Annotated in this window: 11 protein-coding genes; 5 read left to right on the top strand and 6 right to left on the bottom strand. The window is 66.8% G+C overall.

Translation table 11 applies throughout. The annotated features are described in order from the left end of the window. Positions 1 to 9: 9 nt before the first annotated feature. The 6 genes from MSP7336_RS17580 to malQ all read right to left on the bottom strand — a co-directional run bounded on the left by MSP7336_RS17580 (position 10) and on the right by malQ (position 7,642). Positions 10 to 1,839, bottom strand: coding sequence for a molybdopterin-dependent oxidoreductase (locus tag MSP7336_RS17580; RefSeq protein WP_232321104.1), 1,830 nt, complete (start codon positions 1,837 to 1,839; stop codon positions 10 to 12). 240 nt (positions 1,840 to 2,079) lie between these two features. After that, on the bottom strand, positions 2,080 to 3,186 hold the full coding sequence (locus MSP7336_RS17575) for a PDR/VanB family oxidoreductase (RefSeq protein ID WP_113964227.1): 1,107 nt from the start codon (positions 3,184 to 3,186) through the stop codon (positions 2,080 to 2,082). Next, positions 3,186 to 4,085: a metal-dependent hydrolase gene (locus MSP7336_RS17570; RefSeq protein ID WP_069397470.1), complete on the bottom strand. Its 900-nt coding sequence runs from the start codon at positions 4,083 to 4,085 to the stop codon at positions 3,186 to 3,188. Before MSP7336_RS17570 ends, MSP7336_RS17575 begins: the two co-directional genes overlap by 1 nt. A 42-nt stretch (positions 4,086 to 4,127) precedes the next feature. Then, positions 4,128 to 4,598, bottom strand: a complete 471-nt coding sequence (locus MSP7336_RS17565; RefSeq protein WP_113964226.1) for a nuclear transport factor 2 family protein — start codon at positions 4,596 to 4,598, stop codon at positions 4,128 to 4,130. Beyond that, positions 4,595 to 5,485 (bottom strand): LLM class F420-dependent oxidoreductase, encoded by an 891-nt coding sequence (locus MSP7336_RS17560; protein ID WP_069397468.1) that lies wholly within the window; start codon positions 5,483 to 5,485, stop codon positions 4,595 to 4,597. The genes MSP7336_RS17565 and MSP7336_RS17560 overlap by 4 nt, the downstream gene beginning before the upstream one ends. Before the next feature lie 12 nt (positions 5,486 to 5,497). Further along, a complete protein-coding gene (malQ, locus tag MSP7336_RS17555) occupies positions 5,498 to 7,642 on the bottom strand; it encodes a 4-alpha-glucanotransferase (protein ID WP_069397467.1) in 2,145 nt (714 codons plus the stop codon). A 266-nt stretch (positions 7,643 to 7,908) separates the two neighbouring features. Between malQ and eccB the strand changes: the two genes are divergently transcribed. The 5 genes from eccB (at position 7,909) to MSP7336_RS17530 (ending at position 16,744) form a co-directional block, all read left to right on the top strand. Next, complete coding sequence (eccB, locus tag MSP7336_RS17550) at positions 7,909 to 9,426, top strand: type VII secretion protein EccB (RefSeq protein ID WP_069397466.1); 1,518 nt, start codon at positions 7,909 to 7,911, stop codon at positions 9,424 to 9,426. Continuing rightward, the gene (eccCa, locus tag MSP7336_RS17545; protein ID WP_069397465.1) at positions 9,423 to 13,607 is read left to right on the top strand and encodes a type VII secretion protein EccCa; all 4,185 of its coding nucleotides are present in this window, start codon (positions 9,423 to 9,425) and stop codon (positions 13,605 to 13,607) included. The genes eccB and eccCa overlap by 4 nt, the downstream gene beginning before the upstream one ends. A gap of 254 nt (positions 13,608 to 13,861) precedes the next feature. Continuing rightward, positions 13,862 to 15,061 (top strand): PPE family protein, encoded by a 1,200-nt coding sequence (locus MSP7336_RS17540; RefSeq protein ID WP_113964225.1) that lies wholly within the window; start codon positions 13,862 to 13,864, stop codon positions 15,059 to 15,061. A gap of 206 nt (positions 15,062 to 15,267) precedes the next feature. Further along, a complete protein-coding gene (locus tag MSP7336_RS17535) occupies positions 15,268 to 15,567 on the top strand; it encodes a PE family protein (protein ID WP_113964224.1) in 300 nt (99 codons plus the stop codon). Positions 15,568 to 15,580: 13 nt separating this feature from the next. Further along, positions 15,581 to 16,744, top strand: coding sequence for a PPE family protein (locus tag MSP7336_RS17530; RefSeq protein ID WP_113965019.1), 1,164 nt, complete (start codon positions 15,581 to 15,583; stop codon positions 16,742 to 16,744). The last annotated feature ends 31 nt before the right edge of the window (positions 16,745 to 16,775 follow it).

The raw sequence follows: 16,775 nt of genomic DNA, 5'->3' as shown, positions 1-16,775 counted from the left end.
GTGGCCGCGTCAGATCGTCTGGTGGCGCCCGAAGTACTTGTGGTCTTCGCTGTAGCCGCCGTAGCCGCTTCCGATCTCGCGGTAGTCGGCGACGAACTCAATTCCCTTGATCCACTTGACCAGTTTGAAGCCGTGCTGCAATTCGTTACGCAGCCGCAGCGGCTTGCCGTGCATGTAGGGGAGCGGCTGGTCGTTCATGTTGTAGGCCAGCATGGTCATGTGGTAGCCCATCTGGTCGATGGGATGGGCGTTGTAATAGATGCCGCCGGTCGCGCCGAGGCCCATCGAGTAGAACACCACCCACTTGGCCTCGGGCAGCGGTTTGACGATGTCCATGATCGTCTTCATCTGCACGCCACCCCATTTGGCGACACCCGACCAGGCTTGGATGCAGAAGTGCTGACTGATCTGCTCGTGGTAGGGCAATGCCTTGAGGTCGTCGAGCGAGAACTCCATCGGGTGCTCGACCAGCCCGTAGACCCGCAGCCGCCAGTCTTTGAAGTCGTTGGCCTCCAACTCCTTGTACTCGACGGTTTCCGGCAGGCGGCCGTTGCGCCAGTGGTGCGGGGAAATGTCTTTCTCGGTGAAGGCGCCCGGCTTGGGGTTGAGGTTTTCCAGCAGTCGCTGGAACGGGCCGACCAGCGCATAGCCCACCCGCTGCACCACACGCGGATGCTTGATCGTGAATGGCGTCGCCCACACCCAGGCCACCGCGCACACCACCATGGCCACCGTGAAGATCCCGAAGCCGATCCAGCTGTCGTCGTCGCGGGCGGCGAACATGTGGTTGAGGTTCCGCAGTGCGGTGGTCGCGAACACCAGCGTGACGTGAACGACGATGAAGAACAGGAAGTACACCAGCACCAAGAAGTGCAGCGAGCGCGCGTGCTGAATGCTCAGCCGTGTGCTCAGCCAGTGCACTCGCTGTGATAGCGCCGGCGACATGCCCAAACCGGTGATCAACGCGGCCGGCGCGGCAATGAAGACGGTGGTGAAGTACGCGAGTAGCTGCAGACCGTTGTAGGCGGTCCAGCCGTTGTCGGCCGGCCAGTGCGACACCGACAGGTATTGGATCGCCACCGACGCGGCGTTGGGGAACACGTCCCAGCTGGTCGGCACGATGTGGCGCCACTGACCGGTCGCGAACAGCAGCACGTAGAAGATCAGCCCGTTGAGCAACCACAGCACATCCATGCCCAGGTGCCACCAGCGGGCCAGCCCGATGGAGTGCCGGAAGCCGGGCAGCCCGAATTGTGGAGGCAGCGCGACGGTGTCGGCGTTGGCCGTCCACAGCTCGTCGTCGGGGACCGGCGGGCCCACCCGCAACCACTCGTCCTTGCCCGGGGTGGCGTTGCGGCTGAAGTAGAGCCGTGGGTGGTCACACAAGATCTGGATCCCGCTTCTGATGATGAAGATCATCAGGAACAGGTTGAAAAAGTGGGTCCAGCCCAGCCAGCCCGGCATGCCCGGGCGGACGTGGCGGTCGTCGACGCCGGGGTAGCGCTCAATGAAATCCTGTACCGCGGGCATGTTGTAGAGCCCTTTGCCGATCGCCACCGCGGCGACCAGACCCGCGAATCCGATGGGGATCAGCCACAGCAGGTTGAACCACTTGTCACGGCCGACCCGCAGCTTGGGTGCGGTGGCTCGCCGGGTGAGGTCGAACCCGCCGCCGTAGGTTTCGACATCGATGCTGTCTTCCTCGGCGGGGTGGACTTCGCTGCGATAGTCGGGGTCGAACGTCAGCGGTGTACCGACCGCCAACGTCGCGGTACCTGATCGTGGGGATTGTGGTGAATCAACATGGCCGTCAGCATCATTAGCGTCGGTGGTCGTCACGCGGCCGACCATACTCCACGCGAACAGGCCATTGGCGTCCGGAGGGCTAAAAGTATCTGTTAGGTAGCTCATAAGAACGCCTGTTCAGGGGCCACATGGCAACCCGACGAGCGGGGCGCGCGATATCTGTATCCGAATTTCCGAAGTGATATCGGTGTTCCAATCGAATTTTCTACAAAATAGCTTGTAATAACTCGAAATTACGGAATCGAGAAACGCCCAGCTCCCTTCAGCGCCGGGCTACAGATCGAGCACGAGGTTGTCGCCCTTGGCGGCGCGCGAGATGCAGATCAGCATCATCCCGTCGGCGCGTTCGGTGTCGGTGAGCAGCGTGTCGCGGTGGTCCACACGGCCGGACAGGACACGGGTGCGACAGGTGCCGCAGAACCCTTGCCGGCATGAGTACGGCGGCCAGACGTCGGCGTGTTGCAGCGCCGACAGCAGGGTTTCGTCGGCGCCCACCCGCACCGTGGCGCCCGTCGAGGCGAGCTCGACGTTAAACGGCTCCCCGTCGATCACTGGCGGTGCGGCGAACCGCTCGAAGTGCAGCTCGACGTTGTCGCGGCCCGCCAGCTCTGCGCGGATCCCGGTCAGCATCGGGGCCGGCCCGCAGGCATACACCGCTGTCCCGTCCGGACATTCACCGAGCAGCTCAGCCGGCGTCGGCAGGCCGTGGACATCGTCGGTGCGGACCTCGACCGGCTCGCCGAACACGGCCAGTTCGTCGATGAAGGGCAGGCTGTCGCGGCTGCGACCGGCGTACACCATCGACCAGTCGACACCGAAATGTTCGGCGTGGCTCACCATCGGCAGGATCGGCGTGATGCCGATTCCGCCGGCGATGAAGCGCAGGCGCTGTGCGGGTGATCCGTACCCGGGCAGGGTCAGGGGAAACGCGTTGCGCGGTCCGTGTGTGGTCACGGTGGTGCCGACGCCCAACGCGTCGTGCACCTCGGCCGAACCGCCACCGCCATCGGGGATGCGGCGCACCGCGATCCGGTACACGTCGCGACGGGCGGGATCACCGCACAGTGAGTATTGCCTGAGTCGCCCGCTGGGCAGCTGAATGTCGAGGTGTGCACCAGGTCGCCAAGGCGGCAACTGGGCGCCGTCGGCCGCCGCCAATGTCAGCGCCACGACGTCCTCATCGCACGCGACCACACGGCGATCTGTCACCGTCAGCGCGATGTGGTCGTCGTGGGCAGCCGGTGCGCTGATCCGTCTGATCGATCCCGACAGCGCCAGCAGCCCCGAGATCGCGGCGTCCCCCAGGCCGATCAGCGCGTCGTGCCGCAACCGACCGAACGCGCTCGGCGGCACCTGCCGTAACCGGTCGAATACCTCCATCACAAGTGCGCCGCGCGGGCGGCGGGCGAACTTGCCAAATAGGCGACAGCCTGCGCCGTCGAACCCATCTTCTCGGGCGAGAAGCCGGGCAGGAAATATGCAAAAGTGTTGGAGCCAAACAATTTTCGATAAGTGGGCAGCAATCCTTTCTTGGAGTCCTGCGCCCGAAGCCACTGCATTTTCCACCAGCCCATGTCGAGTTCCGGGTCGGTCTTGGTCAGGTACCAAGTGCCGCGCTGGAAGAAGACCCCGATCAGCGTGACCGCCACTACCATCGCTCGGATCCGATCCAGGTAGCTGTCGCGGAAATAGACCGCGACGTCGTGAGCTACGTTGCGGTGTTCGACTTCTTCACTGCCGTGCCAGCGGAATAGGTCGACGATCATGGGATGGGCGTCGTAGTCGTCCCACCGGGAGTTGAGGGCGAAATCCCCGAGAACCGCGGTGTAGTGCTCGATCGCGGCGATGAGCCACAGCCGGTCGCACAGATGGTTGAGCCGGCGCCGCGGATCCGGCGAGGTGGACGGCGCCAGCGTGCGTGAGAAGATGTGGTCGATCTGATCCAGCAGTGGTTTCGGGTCGACGCCGTGGGCGACCATCAAGTCGTACAGGATGCCCTCGTGGACATCGGCGTGGGTGGCCTCCTGGCCGATGAACCCGCGCATGTCGTCGGCAAGCTTGGGGTCCTTGACCAGCGGCAGTGCCTCGTTGAACACGGCGACGAACCAACGTTCGACCGCCGGTAACACGACGTTGAGCAGGCTGGCGAAGTTCGACGCCACCGGATGTCCGGGGATCCAGTGCAGCGGGACGTCCGAGACGTCGAAGTGGACTTTGCGGGCCTGGATTTGCACTGGGCCCGGGTCGTACTCGTGGTCGAACCTGCGTGGTCGCAACATAACAGCTCCTTGGCCTGACAGTGTAAGTGAAAACGGCTTCGGTTATGCCCTATCGGTGGGGCGCAGGCTGCGCGCCGGGCGGTGTTCGATCGCGTTGATCGTCAGTGCCCGCCGACTGATCCGCCAGCAGGCTTCGGTGCACTCATACTCGTCGTCGTACCGCAGATGCCAGACCACATCGGTGATCTCGTCGCCGCGCGCAATCCAGTGATGCGCGATGCAGGTGATGCGGCCGAGCGCTGTCGCGTGCCGCGCGCCGACGTCGTAGACCTCTCCCACGATGGCGTGTTCGGTGCGGGCGGTGGCCGCGACGGTGCCGACCGCCGCCGCGATGGCGTCCTGGCCGCGGTGCCGGGCGACGGGTTCCAGCGTAGCCGGTGGCTCGGGCACTAGCAGCTCCGCGTCCTCTGTGAAAAGTCTTGCCACAGCGTCGAATTGGCGGTCGTCGACGCCGGCGCCGTACCGGTGCACCAAGTCCGAGAGCGCGGCCCGGTCCGTTGCGGTGAGCATCATGTCGGCAACGACAGACGCTGTGCGCACGCCGACAACGTGTCCTTGGCCTCTTCGATGTCGGTGATCGGCGGCATCGCCAGCACGATCCGGTCCGCGCCCTGGTCGGCCAGCCTGCCGGCACGCTCTGAGTCGACCTTGGTGACCGAATGCCCCAGCGAAACCTCGAGGCCCGCCGGATCACGGCCCGCGGCCGCAGCCGCCTCCCGCATCAGGCCCAGCAACGACGCCAGCTGCTCGCCAGCCACTCCGAGCGGCTGAAAGCCGTCGCCCAGGCGTCCGGCTCGCCGCGCCGCCGCCGGGCTGTGCCCACCGATGTGTATCGGAAGACGTGCTCGGGCAACGGGCTTCGGATAGCACGCGATGTTGTCGAAATGAAAGAACTCGCCGTGGTGACTGACCCCGCCCGGCTGATCGTCCCAGAGCGTGCGCAGCACCGCCAACTGCTCGTCGGCCCGTCGTCCCCGGCTCTCGAAATCCGTTCCGCAGGCTTCGATCTCCTCACGCAGCCAACCCACGCCGACACAGAGCCGAAGCCGACCGCCGGACAGCGCATCGATGGTCGCCGCTCGTTTGGCAAGGACGACCGGGTGGTGGTTGGGCAGTACCAGCACGCCGGTGGCCAGGCCGAGGTGTGTCGTGTGAGCGGCCAAAAACGCCAGCACGTCAAGGGGATCGGGGATCGGACACTCGGGCGCCAGATCCACCCGTCCGGAGCTGTCATAGGGATAAACACTGTCGTAGCGGGTCGCCAGCACGGTGTGCTCGACGATGACGATCGACTCGAACCCACACGCTTCCAGGTGTTGCGCGAAGGCCGCCATCCACACCGGGTCGGCGGTCACGCCGGCACCGACCGGCGCAACCACGCCGAACTTTGGAACCTTCATGGCCACTCGAAGCTAACAGCTGGGCTCGGCGGCGGTGTGCGCCCTGAGCGTCTCGGCGAGCCGGGCCGCGCGCCGGTCGGTGAAAACCTCCTCGAGAAGCATCGGCCGGCCGTCCGGGCCCGACAGCGGAACCCGCCAGTTGGGATATTCGTCGGTGGTACCGGGCTGATTCTGGGTCCGCCGGTCACCGACCGCATCGGTCAGCGCCAGACCCAGCAGCCGCGACGGTGTGCGGCCCAGATACTCGTGCAAGGCCACCACGGTCTCTTCGAGGTCGGCGTGCTTGCCCAGCAGCCCGGCCCGGCGCAGCTCGGCCAGCCACGCGGCGCGCTCGGCCTGCGCGGCGGCGAGTTCGGTGTCAACCGGGCGAGTCAACAGCCCCAGTGAATCCCGCAGGCGCACGTGCTCGTCGGCCAGATATCCGGCGGTTGGCGGCAGGTCGTGGGTGGTGACCGAGGACAAGCAGTACTCCCGCCACCGTTCGGCCGGCAACGGACGTGGGGTGGGGCCGCCGTCGCTGTCGCGGTCGAGCTCGAACCACAGGATCGAGGTGCCCAGTACCCCGCGAGCCCGCAGATAATCGCGCACCCAGGGTTGCACCGTGCCCAGATCTTCACCCACCACGACCGCTTCGGCGCGATGCGCTTCCAGCGCCAGAATCCCGATCATCGCCTCGTGGTCGTAGCGGACGTAGGTGCCGTCGGTCGGCGGCGCGCCGGAGGGGATCCACCACAGCCGGAAGAGCCCGATGATGTGGTCGACGCGCACGCCGCCGGCATGGCGCAGCACACTGCGGATCAGGACTCGAAACGGCTGGTATTCCTGCTCTTCGAGCCGATCCGGCCGCCAGGGCGGCTGCGACCAGTCCTGGCCGAGCTGGTTGAACTCATCCGGCGGGGCGCCCGCCGTGACGCCGAGCGCCAAGGTGTCCTGCAGCGCCCAGGCGTCGGCGCCGTTGGGGTGCACGCCGACGGCGAGGTCATGCATGATGCCCAGCGCCATGCCGGCCGCGACCGCCCGCGCCTGCGCGGCGCCGAGTTGCTCGTCGAGCTGCCACTGCAGCCAGCGGTGGAAATCCACCCTCGCCGCATGCTTGGCGACGAACTCCGCGACTTCCTCGCCGGCCGGATGCTGCAGGCCCCGCGGCCACTGGTGCCAATCACCGCCGTACTTCTCGGCGAGTGCGCACCAGGCCGCGAAGTCGTCGAGCGCAGCACCCTCCCGCGCGCGATACGCCGCGTACGCCAGCTCGCGGCCCGCCGAGCGCGGCACTCGGTACACCAGTCGCAGCGCCTTGCGTTTGGCCGCCCACGCGGTGTCGCGGTCGATGGTGTCGATGCGCGCCGCGTGTTTGCGAACGTCGTCTCGCAACCGCCAGACCCGGCCGCGTTTGCGCAGATAGCCGAACTCGTCAATCGCCTCCACGCGAAGGTAGAGAGGGTTGACGAAGCGCCGCGACGACGGCAGGTACGGCGACGGCTCCATCGGCTCGACGGGCGTGGCCGCATGCAACGGGTTGACCAACAGATAGCCGGCGCCGTGCGCGGACGCCGCCCAAACCGCCAGGTCGGTGAGGTCGGTGAGGTCGCCGACTCCCCAGGACCGTTCGGACCGCACGCTGTACAACTGAGCCGCCAGCCCCCATGTCCGGCGAGCGCCGACGCGCTCCGGCAACCCCAGCCAGTCCGGCGTCACGATCAGCGCGGTGCTGGCCTCGTCCTGGCCGGACCGCAGGTGCACCCGGTGATAGCCGAGCGGCAGGTCGGCGGGCAGCACGAAGCTCGCTTCGCCCACCCGGCGACCGTCCAAGTCGAACGGCGCAGTGAAATTGTCAATTTGGCGAATCCCGCCGTGCACCGTGCCGTCTTCGAGTCGTAACCAAACTTCGGCAGGATGTCCGTCCGTCACATGGACCCAGAACTTCGTCTCCGTCCCGGCCCGCGCCACGATCGTTACGGGCAGCGGGCGCGCCCAATATCGGCGCTCGTGGGCGGCCAGCGCGGCCGCGCGCTCCGATTCGGTGCGGGCGGGCACGCCGAACGCGGCGAGGACGGCAACGACGGTGCTTTCCGGGACCACCACCCGGCGGCCCGTCCAGTCCTCGTATTCGGTGGCGATCCCGAACCGGCCGGCGAGCTCGCCCAACGAGGCAGTCATGGCGCCAATCTATCCACGGTTTCTTCCCGGGCCGACTGTGCGCGACACCGCTACCATGCGAGTAGATAATCAGGCGGTTTCAGCAGGGCTAATGGCAAGCAATGGCGCTGGCGTGCAGACCACGCCGGGGCAAATGACGTGCTCGGTCGATTTCGCGCGGCAACTTCTCGCGTGGCGAGGCAGGTCGGGGTGTCTTACGGTGATCGGTGTGAATGTGGGGAATCGGCAGTATCCAGGCGTTTCTTTCCGACGGAGTGTGATTCACCATGCCGTCTGAGGGCGGGCAGCGCGGGTCCGGCTACGGACTTGGACTGTCAACCCGGACCCAGGTAACCGGTTACCAATTCCTGGCGCGCCGGACGGCGCAGGCGCTGACCCGGTGGCGGGTCCGTATGGAGATCGAACCGGGACGGCGCCAGACCCTGGCCGTCGTCGCCTCGGTCTCGGCCGCGGCGGTGATTTGTCTGGGTGCGCTGCTGTGGTCGTTCATCAACCCCTCCGGCCAGATGAACGAGTCGCCGATCATTGCCGACCGTGATTCCGGTGCGCTGTACGTCCGGGTGGGCGACACCTTATATCCCGCGCTCAATTTGGCGTCGGCGCGGCTGATCACCGGTCGGGCGGACAATCCGCACAAGGTGCGGTCGAGTCAGATCGCCGAGCAGCCACACGGTCCGCTGGTCGGCATACCCGGCGCACCGTCTTCGTTCGCGCCGACCAGCCCGGAGTCCTCGTCGTGGCTGGTCTGTGATGCGGTCGCGTCGACGTCGGGCGTGGGCGCTCCGTCCCCGGTGACCGTAACGGTGATCGACGGCACCCCCGACCTGTCGAATCACCGACGGGTGCTGAGCGGCTCCGACGCGGTGGTGCTGCGCTACGGCAACGACACCTGGGTGATCCGCGATGGTCGCCGGTCGCGCATCGATGCGACAAACCGCGCGGTGTTGTTGCCGCTGGGCGTAACGCCCGAGCAAGTCACGCAGGCCCGGCCGATGAGCCGTGCGCTGTATGACGCCCTGCCGGTCGGACCGGAGCTCACGGTGCCCAAAGTGCCCGATATCGGCAGCCCGGCCAATTTCCCGAACGCGCCCGGGCCGATCGGGACAATCTTTGTGACGCCACAGATCAGTGGGCCGCAGCAGTATTCGGTGGTGTTGGCCGACGGCGTGCAGACGGTGACGCCGGTGGTCGCGCAGATTCTGCAGAACGCCGGCGCCACCCCGGGTGCGCGACCGGCGACGGTCGCGCCCTCCGCCCTGGCGAAAATGCCGGTGGTCACCGGGCTGGATCTGTCCGCCTATCCGGAGGGCCCACTGAACGTAGTGGACATGCGCGAAAATCCGGCAACGTGCTGGTGGTGGGAGAAGACCGCCGGTGAAGAGCGCGCCCGCACCCGGGTGATCTCGGGGCCGACGATCCCGGTGGCCCCGGCCGAGGCCGGCAAGGTGGTGTCGCTGGTCAAGGCGGACACCACGGGGCGGGAAGCCGACCGCGTCTACTTCGGCCCGGGCTATGCCAATTTCGTCGCCGTCACCGGCAACGATCCGGGAGCGTCGACGACGGAGTCGTTGTGGTGGCTTTCGGATTCAGGTGTGCGGTTCGGGGTAGACAACAGCCGTGATGCACGGACGGCCCTCGGATTGACCTCGAACCCGAGTCCGGCCCCCTGGGTGGCATTGCGGTTACTGGCGCCGGGCCCGACGCTGTCGCGGGCCGATGCGCTGGTGCGCCACGACACCCTTCCGAAGGATATGAACCCTGCAGAGTTGGTGGTACCGAAGTGAAACGTGGCTTTGCCCGGCCGACGCCGGAACGTGCGCCGATGGTCAAGCCGGAGAACATCGTTCTACCGACGCCGCTGAGTGTTCCTCCGCCCGAAGGCAAACCGTGGTGGCTGATCGTGGTCGGCGTCCTGGTCGTCGGCTTGCTCGCCGGCATGGTCGGTATGACGGTGGCCAACGGTTCACGACTGTTCTTGGGCGCCGGTTCGATCTTCCCGATCTTCATGATCGGTGGCGTCGCGATGATGATGTTCGGCGGTCGCTTCGGCGGCGGCCAGCAGCAGATGAGCCGGCCGAAGCTGGACGCGATGCGCGCACAGTTCATGTTGATGCTCGACATGCTGCGCGAAAGCGCGCAGGAGTCGGCCGACAGCATGGACGCCAACTACCGGTGGTTCCACCCGGCGCCGGACACCCTGACCGCCGCAGTGGGGTCGTCGCGGATGTGGGAGCGCCAGCCGGACGGCAAAGACCTCAACTTCGGCGTGGTGCGGGTCGGGGTCGGCATGACACGGCCCGAGGTGACCTGGGGCGAGCCGCAGAACATGCCGACCGACATCGAGTTGGAGCCGGTCACCGGCAAAGCGCTGCAGGAGTTCGGGCGCTACCAAAGCGTCGTCTACAACCTGCCCAAGATGGTGTCCCTGCTGGTCGAGCCATGGTATTCGCTGGTCGGGGAGCGCGAGCAGACCCTGGCGCTGATGCGGGCCATGATCTGCCAGCTGGCGTTCTCCCACGGTCCCGACCACGTGCAGATGATTGTGGTCACTTCGAATGTGGCCCAATGGGATTGGGTCAAGTGGCTACCGCACTTCGGGGACCAGCGCCGTCGTGACGCCGCAGGCAACGCGCGCATGGTCTACACGTCGGTGCGCGAGTTCGCCGCCGACCAAGCCGAATTGTTCGCCGGCCGTGGCTCGTTCACACCTCGGCACGCCAGTTCGTCGGTGGAGACTCCGACCCCGCACCATGTGATCATCTGCGACATCGAAGATCCGCAGTGGGAATACGTGATCAGTACCGACGGTGTCGACGGCGTGACGTTCTTCGACCTCACCGGCTCACCGCTGTGGACCGCCGCTCCCCAGCGGGTGCTGCAATTCGACAGCAAGGGGATCATCGAGACACTGCCCCGCGACCGCGACACCTGGATGGTGATCGACGACAACAAGTGGTTCTTCGCGTTGGCCGACCAGATCAGCGAATCCGAAGCCGAGGAGTTCGCGCAGCGCATGGCGCGCTGGCGGCTCGCGGAGGCCTACGAGGAAATCGGTCAGCGGGTAACGCACATCGGCGCGCGAGACATCCTGTCTTACTACGGGATTGAAGATCCCGCGTCGATCGACTTCCAAGCGCTGTGGGATGGCCGCGGCGACCCGATGCGGCGGTCGCGGTTGCGGGTGCCGTTCGGTAACCGGTCGGACAACGGCGAGCTGCTGTTTTTGGACATGAAGTCGCTCGATGAGGGTGGCGACGGCCCGCACGGCGTGATGTCGGGAACCACAGGTTCCGGGAAGTCCACGCTAGTGCGTACGGTGATCGAGTCTTTGATGCTCGGTCATCCGCCCGACGAGCTGCAGTTCGTGTTGGCCGACCTCAAGGGTGGGTCTGCGGTCAAGCCGTTCGCCGGGGTGCCGCACGTATCGCGGATCATCACCGACCTGGAGGAAGACCAGGCGTTGATGGAGCGCTTCCTGGACGCGCTGTGGGGCGAAATCGCCCGGCGCAAAGCGGTTTGCGACAACGCCGGTGTCGATGACGCCAAGGAATACAACGAGATGCGCACCCGGATGCGGGCGCGCGGGCAGGACATGCCGCCACTGCCGATGCTCGTGGTGGTCATCGACGAGTTCTACGAATGGTTCCGGATCATGCCCACCGCGGTCGATGTCCTCGACTCGATCGGGCGGCAGGGTCGCGCCTACTGGATTCATCTGATGATGGCGTCGCAGACCATCGAGAGCCGCGCCGAAAAGCTCATGGAGAACATGGGATACCGGTTGGTGCTGAAAGCGCGGACCGCGGGAGCAGCGCAGGCCGCCGGCGTGCCCAACGCGGTGAACCTGCCGGCGCAGGCCGGGCTCGGTTACTTCCGGAAGAGCCTCGACGAGATCATCCGATTCCAGGCGGAGTTCCTGTGGCGCGACTACCGCCGCGGCGTGTCGCTTGATGACGACGGCCAGGCGCCGGTGGTGCACAACGTCGATTACATTCGGCCGCAACTTTTCACCACCGCGTTCACGCCGCTCGAGGTCAGCATCGGTGGCACGGACTTCGACGGTGATGGCCAGGCCGGCAACGGCGAGGTGCTCCTCGACCGTGAGCTCCCGGACGTCGAGATCGCGCCGGAAGAGGAAGAGGAAGAAGAAGCCATCCGCACGCCGAAGGTCGGCACGGTGATCATCGACCAGCTGCGCCGCATCGACTTCAAGCCCTACCGGTTGTGGCACCCGCCGCTGGACGAGCCGATAGCCATCGACGAGCTGGTGAACCGCTTTCTGGGCCGACCGTGGCAGGAAAGCTACGGCACCGCGAGGAATCTGGTGTTCCCCATCGGGATCATCGACCGGCCCTATAAGCACGACCAGCCGCCGTGGACGGTCGACACGTCGGGCGCCGGCGCCAATGTGCTGATTCTGGGTGCCGGCGGCGCGGGCAAGACCACTGCGCTGCAGACGCTGATTTGCTCGGCCGCCATGACCCACACCCCCGAGCAGGTCCAGTTCTATTGCCTGGCCTACAGCAGCACGGCCCTGACGACCGTGGCGGGGCTGCCGCACGTCGGCGCGGTGGTCGGCCCTACCGACCCATACGGTGTGCGCCGCACCGTCGCCGAGCTGCTGGCCTTGGTCCGGAACCGCAAGCGCAGTTTCCTCGAGCACGAAATCGCCTCGATGGAAATGTTCCGGCGACGCAAGTTCGGCGGGGAGCCGGGTGCGGTGCCCGACGACGGGTTCGGCGATGTGTTCCTGGTGATCGACAACTACCGGGCGCTGGCCGAAGAGAACGAGATCCTGATCGAGCAGGTGAACCAGATCATCAATCAGGGACCGTCATTCGGCGTGCACGTGGTGGTAACGGCCGACCGGGAGTCGGAGCTGCGGCCCCCGGTGCGCAGCGGATTCGGCTCCCGGGTGGAGCTACGGCTGGCGGCGGTGGAAGACGCAAAGCTGGTGCGGTCTCGGTTCGCCAAGGACGTCCCGGTCAAGCCGGGACGCGGCATGGTCGCGGTGAACTACGTTCGGCTGGACAGTGACCCGCAGTCCGGCCTGCACACGCTTGTCGCCCGGCCGGCGCTGGGCAATACCGAAAAGTCCGTGTTCGAGTCCGAGAGCGTGGCGGCCGCCGTCAGTCAGGTGGCGGTCGGGCACGCGCCCCCGGTACGGCGGCTGCCTGCGTGGTTTGGCCTGGACCAGCTGCGCGCGTTGGCGGCGGCCGACCGGCGCCAAGGCGTCGGTGCCGGCGGAATCGCTTGGGCGATATCGGAATTGGACCTGCAGCCGGTCTACCTCAACTTCGACGACAACGCGCACCTGATGGTGACCGGCCGGCGCGAGTGTGGGCGCACCACGACGCTGGCCACGATCATGGCCGAGATCGGCCGGATCTATGCGCCGGGCGCCAGCAGCGCACCGCCGACATCGCAGCCGTCGGCGCAGGTGTGGCTGGTTGACCCGCGCCGCCAGCTGCTGACCGTGCTGGGCACCGACTACGTGGAGAACTTCGCCTACAACCTCGACGGCGTGGCCGCGATGATGGACCAGCTGGCCGCCACCCTGGCGCGCCGCGAGCCGCCGCCCGGGTTGTCGGCCGAGGAGCTGCTGTCCCGGGCGTGGTGGAGCGGGCCCGAGATCTTCCTGATCATCGACGACGTGCAGCAGCTTCCGCCGGGATTCGACTCGCCGCTGCACAAAGCGGCGCCGTGGGTGACCAGGGCCGCCGACGTCGGCCTGCACGTGATCATCACCCGCACCTTCGGCGGCTGGTCGTCGGCGGGCAGCGACCCGATGTTGCGTGCGCTGCATCAGGCCAACACACCGCTGCTGGTGATGGATGCCGATCCGGACGAAGGCTTCATTCGCGGCAAGATGAAGGGTGGCCCGCTGCCGCGCGGCCGTGGCTTGCTGATGGCCGAGGACACCGGCGTTTTCGTTCAGGTCGCGGCCACCGATCTGCGCCGCTGACCGATACCGGCCTGCGCACCGCGGTTTGACCGTCGTTGAACGGCGGATGAACACCCGTTGATCGTGGATGAACACTTGCCGTCCAGGCATGAATAGTTGGCGTCGCCGCCGGTCAAGCGTGTTTTGACCCTTTAATGTCGTCAACGAACGACGAATATCGAATGTGTCGACGCTAAGAGTTTGGAAGTGAGACGAAACCGCGCTTCGGTAAGGCACCCCATCGGGTGTGCCGAATCTGACGGGGGCATGTAGCGGTGGATTTCGGGGCGTTGCCGCCGGAAATCAATTCGGGTCGGATGTATTCAGGTCCCGGGGCCGGGCCGATGCTGGCCGCTGCGGGCGCCTGGGACAGCGTGGCGGCCGAATTAGGTCTCGCGGCAACGGGCTACAGTTCGGTGCTCGCCGACTTGACCAGCGGGCCCTGGGTCGGCCCGGCGTCGATGGCGATGGCCGCGGCCGCCGCACCGTATGTGTCCTGGCTTAACACCGCCGCCGCGCAGGCCGAACAGACTGCCGCGCAGGCCAGGGCGGCGGTGGCCGCCTACGAAGCCGCGTTCGCGATGACGGTGCCCCCACCGGTGGTCGCGGCCAACCGTGCGCTGCTGATGGCGCTGATCGCCACGAACTTCTTCGGGCAAAACACTCCCGCGATCATGGCCACCGAGGCGCAGTACGCCGAAATGTGGGCTCAGGACGCGGCCGCCATGTACGGCTATGCCAGCGCGGCGGCCAGCGCCTCGAACGTCACCCCGTTCGAGGCGCCCCCGCAGACCACGAATCCCGCCGGTGACGCCGGTCAGGCCGCAGCGATCGCCAAGGCCGCGGCGACCCCCGCGGGTGACTCCGCCCAGACCGCCGCAACAGCGACGACGCAGCTGAGCTCCGCGGGTGCTGTTTCGGCGCAACAAGTTTCAGCATCACCGGTGACCGCAGGATCGAGTTCGCCGTGGTCGTCGTTGCTGCCGCCGCCGGCCGGAACCGGTCCGGCGCTCAGCAGCGCGAGCTACGGCAACTTGCTGAAGCAGATGACGGGCGTCGCGGGTTATTTCCCGCTCGGGATAACGCAGTCGCTCGCCTCGATTGCCCAGCAGCTGATCCCGGGCACCGCCGGTGGCGCCGGAGCGTCTGGATCGGCGCCGTTGCCCGGCGCCGGCCTGCCGCTCGGCGGTGCCTTGGGTGGCCTGGGTGGCAGCCCGGTGGCGGCTAGCGCGGGCGAGGCCAATGCGATCGGCAAGCTGTCAGTCCCGGCCAGCTGGGCCGCCGGCAATACCGGGGGGAACCCGACGACCGGGCTGTCCCCCGTGACAAGCATCAACGCCGGCGCCGAAAACAGCGGATCCGGTCTGCTGCGCGGTATGCCCCTCGTCAGCGCCGGCCGGCGTGTTGCCGGTGGCTACACCCACCGCTACGGGTTCCGCTATGCCGTCGTGACGCGGTCGCCGTCCGCCGGTTAACGCGATCGGGTCTATGCAAATGCAGGTCGCAATCAGACGAACAACCAAACTTGCAGTGAACGGCGGCTACGACCGAGTGAACACTGACCGTTTTGCCATGAACACTTGGCGTCGCAGACGTCTGGCCACCTCCACGGCGGTTAATCTCAGATCTGAACGACTTTCCGCAGGTCATTGGGGCTGAGGATTATGAGGAGGCAAATCCAATGTCATTCGTGACCACCCAGCCGGAAGCGCTGTCGGCGGCCGCCGGCAGTCTGCAGGGGATCGGCTCGGCGTTGAGCGCCCAGAACGCGGCCGCCGCCGCCCCTACCACCGGAGTGGTGCCGGCCGCCGCCGACGAGGTCTCGGTGCTGACGGCCGCTCAGTTCGCCGCACATGCCCAGATGTATCAAGCCGTCAGCGCTCAGGCGCAGGCGATCCACGAGATGTTCGTCAACACATTGACCACCAGCGCCGGGTCCTACGCGGCCACCGAAGCCGCCAACGCGGCCGCAGCCGGCTAGGAGGAGAGTAGTGCTGGACTTCGGGGCATTACCCCCAGAGATCAACTCAGCGAGGATGTATGCCGGGCCCGAATCGGCACCCATGGTCGCCGCGGCATCGGCCTGGAACAGCCTTGCCGCAGAACTCAATTCGGCGGCCCTCGCGTATGAGAAGGTAATCACTGCGCTGTCCAGCGAAGAGTGGATGGGACCCGCATCGGCCTCGATGAGCAATGCGGCCGCACCTTATGTGAATTGGATGACGACCACGGCAGTTCAGGCCGAGCAGGCCGCCAATCAAGCCAGGGCTGCGGCTGCCGCATATGAGAACGCGTTTGCGGCAACCGTGCCGCCACCACTGATTGCGCAAAACCGTGCTCAGCTGGCGCAGCTGGTCGCGACGAACATCCTTGGGCAGAACACACCGCTGATCGCTGCGCTGGAGGCCCAATACGGTCAAATGTGGGCAGAAGACGCCGCGGCGATGTATGCCTACGCCGGTCAGTCCGCGACCGCAGCCAGGGTGACACCGTTCGCCGCGCCGGAGCAGGCGGTCAACCCCGCCGGCCAGGCCATGCAGGCAGCGGCGGTCACCCAGGCGTCGGCCACGTCAGCGGGAACCGCGAGTCAGACACTGTCTGAGACGGTTGCTTCGCTACCCAACGCGCTGCAGAGCCTCGCGACGCCCGCGGCCACCACGTCCGTTTCGGATTTCTTGTCGGACTGGGCACCATTAGCCGGCGTTATCTACAACGTCGAGGGTCTGCCGTATTTCACGGTCGGTATGAGCAACAACTTTGTCCAGATGGCGAAGACGTTCGGGTTGATCGGTGGATCGGCCCCCGCCGCCGCGGGCGGCGCGGCCAATGCGGCGCCGGGACTGGGAAACCTGGGCGGCCTGCTGGGCGGCGGAGCTGGCAGCCCGGTGTCGGCGGCGTTGGGCGGTGCAGGCTCCGTCGGCGGCAAGCTGTCGGTGCCGCCGGTGTGGACCCCCCCAACTGCCGCGCCAACGGTTCCGACCCCGGGGTCGCCGTTGCCGATCAGCAGCGTCAGCGCCGCTCCGGACGCCGGTGCGGGCGCCGGAAGCCTGTTGGGCGGCATGCCTTTGGCGGGTGCGGGCGCTGGGGCAGGCCACGCCGCCGGTCCGCGCTACGGGTTCCGCCCGACAGTGATGACACGCCCGCCGTTCGCCGGGTAACGCAACGCAATTCGTGCTGCCCACCGAGCGC

It is taken from the genome of Mycobacterium shimoidei (assembly GCF_900417275.1).
GTDB classification, from domain to species: Bacteria; Actinomycetota; Actinomycetes; order Mycobacteriales; family Mycobacteriaceae; genus Mycobacterium; species Mycobacterium shimoidei.
The sequence above is the reverse complement of the archived record's forward strand: the minus strand, read 5'-3'. Positions and strand labels throughout refer to the sequence as shown.

What these genes read in the sequence shown, in the direction of transcription:
- MSP7336_RS17565 (WP_113964226.1), bottom strand. Translation starts at nt 4,598, where the DNA reads ATGATGCTCACCGCAACGGACCGGGCCGCGCTCTCGGACTTGGTGCAC.
- MSP7336_RS17575 (WP_113964227.1), bottom strand. Translation starts at nt 3,186, where the DNA reads ATGGAGGTATTCGACCGGTTACGGCAGGTGCCGCCGAGCGCGTTCGGT.
- MSP7336_RS17535 (WP_113964224.1), top strand. Translation starts at nt 15,268, where the DNA reads ATGTCATTCGTGACCACCCAGCCGGAAGCGCTGTCGGCGGCCGCCGGC.
- MSP7336_RS17560 (WP_069397468.1), bottom strand. Translation starts at nt 5,485, where the DNA reads ATGAAGGTTCCAAAGTTCGGCGTGGTTGCGCCGGTCGGTGCCGGCGTG.
- eccB (WP_069397466.1), top strand. Translation starts at nt 7,909, where the DNA reads ATGCCGTCTGAGGGCGGGCAGCGCGGGTCCGGCTACGGACTTGGACTG.
- malQ (WP_069397467.1), bottom strand. Translation starts at nt 7,642, where the DNA reads ATGACTGCCTCGTTGGGCGAGCTCGCCGGCCGGTTCGGGATCGCCACC.
- MSP7336_RS17570 (WP_069397470.1), bottom strand. Translation starts at nt 4,085, where the DNA reads ATGTTGCGACCACGCAGGTTCGACCACGAGTACGACCCGGGCCCAGTG.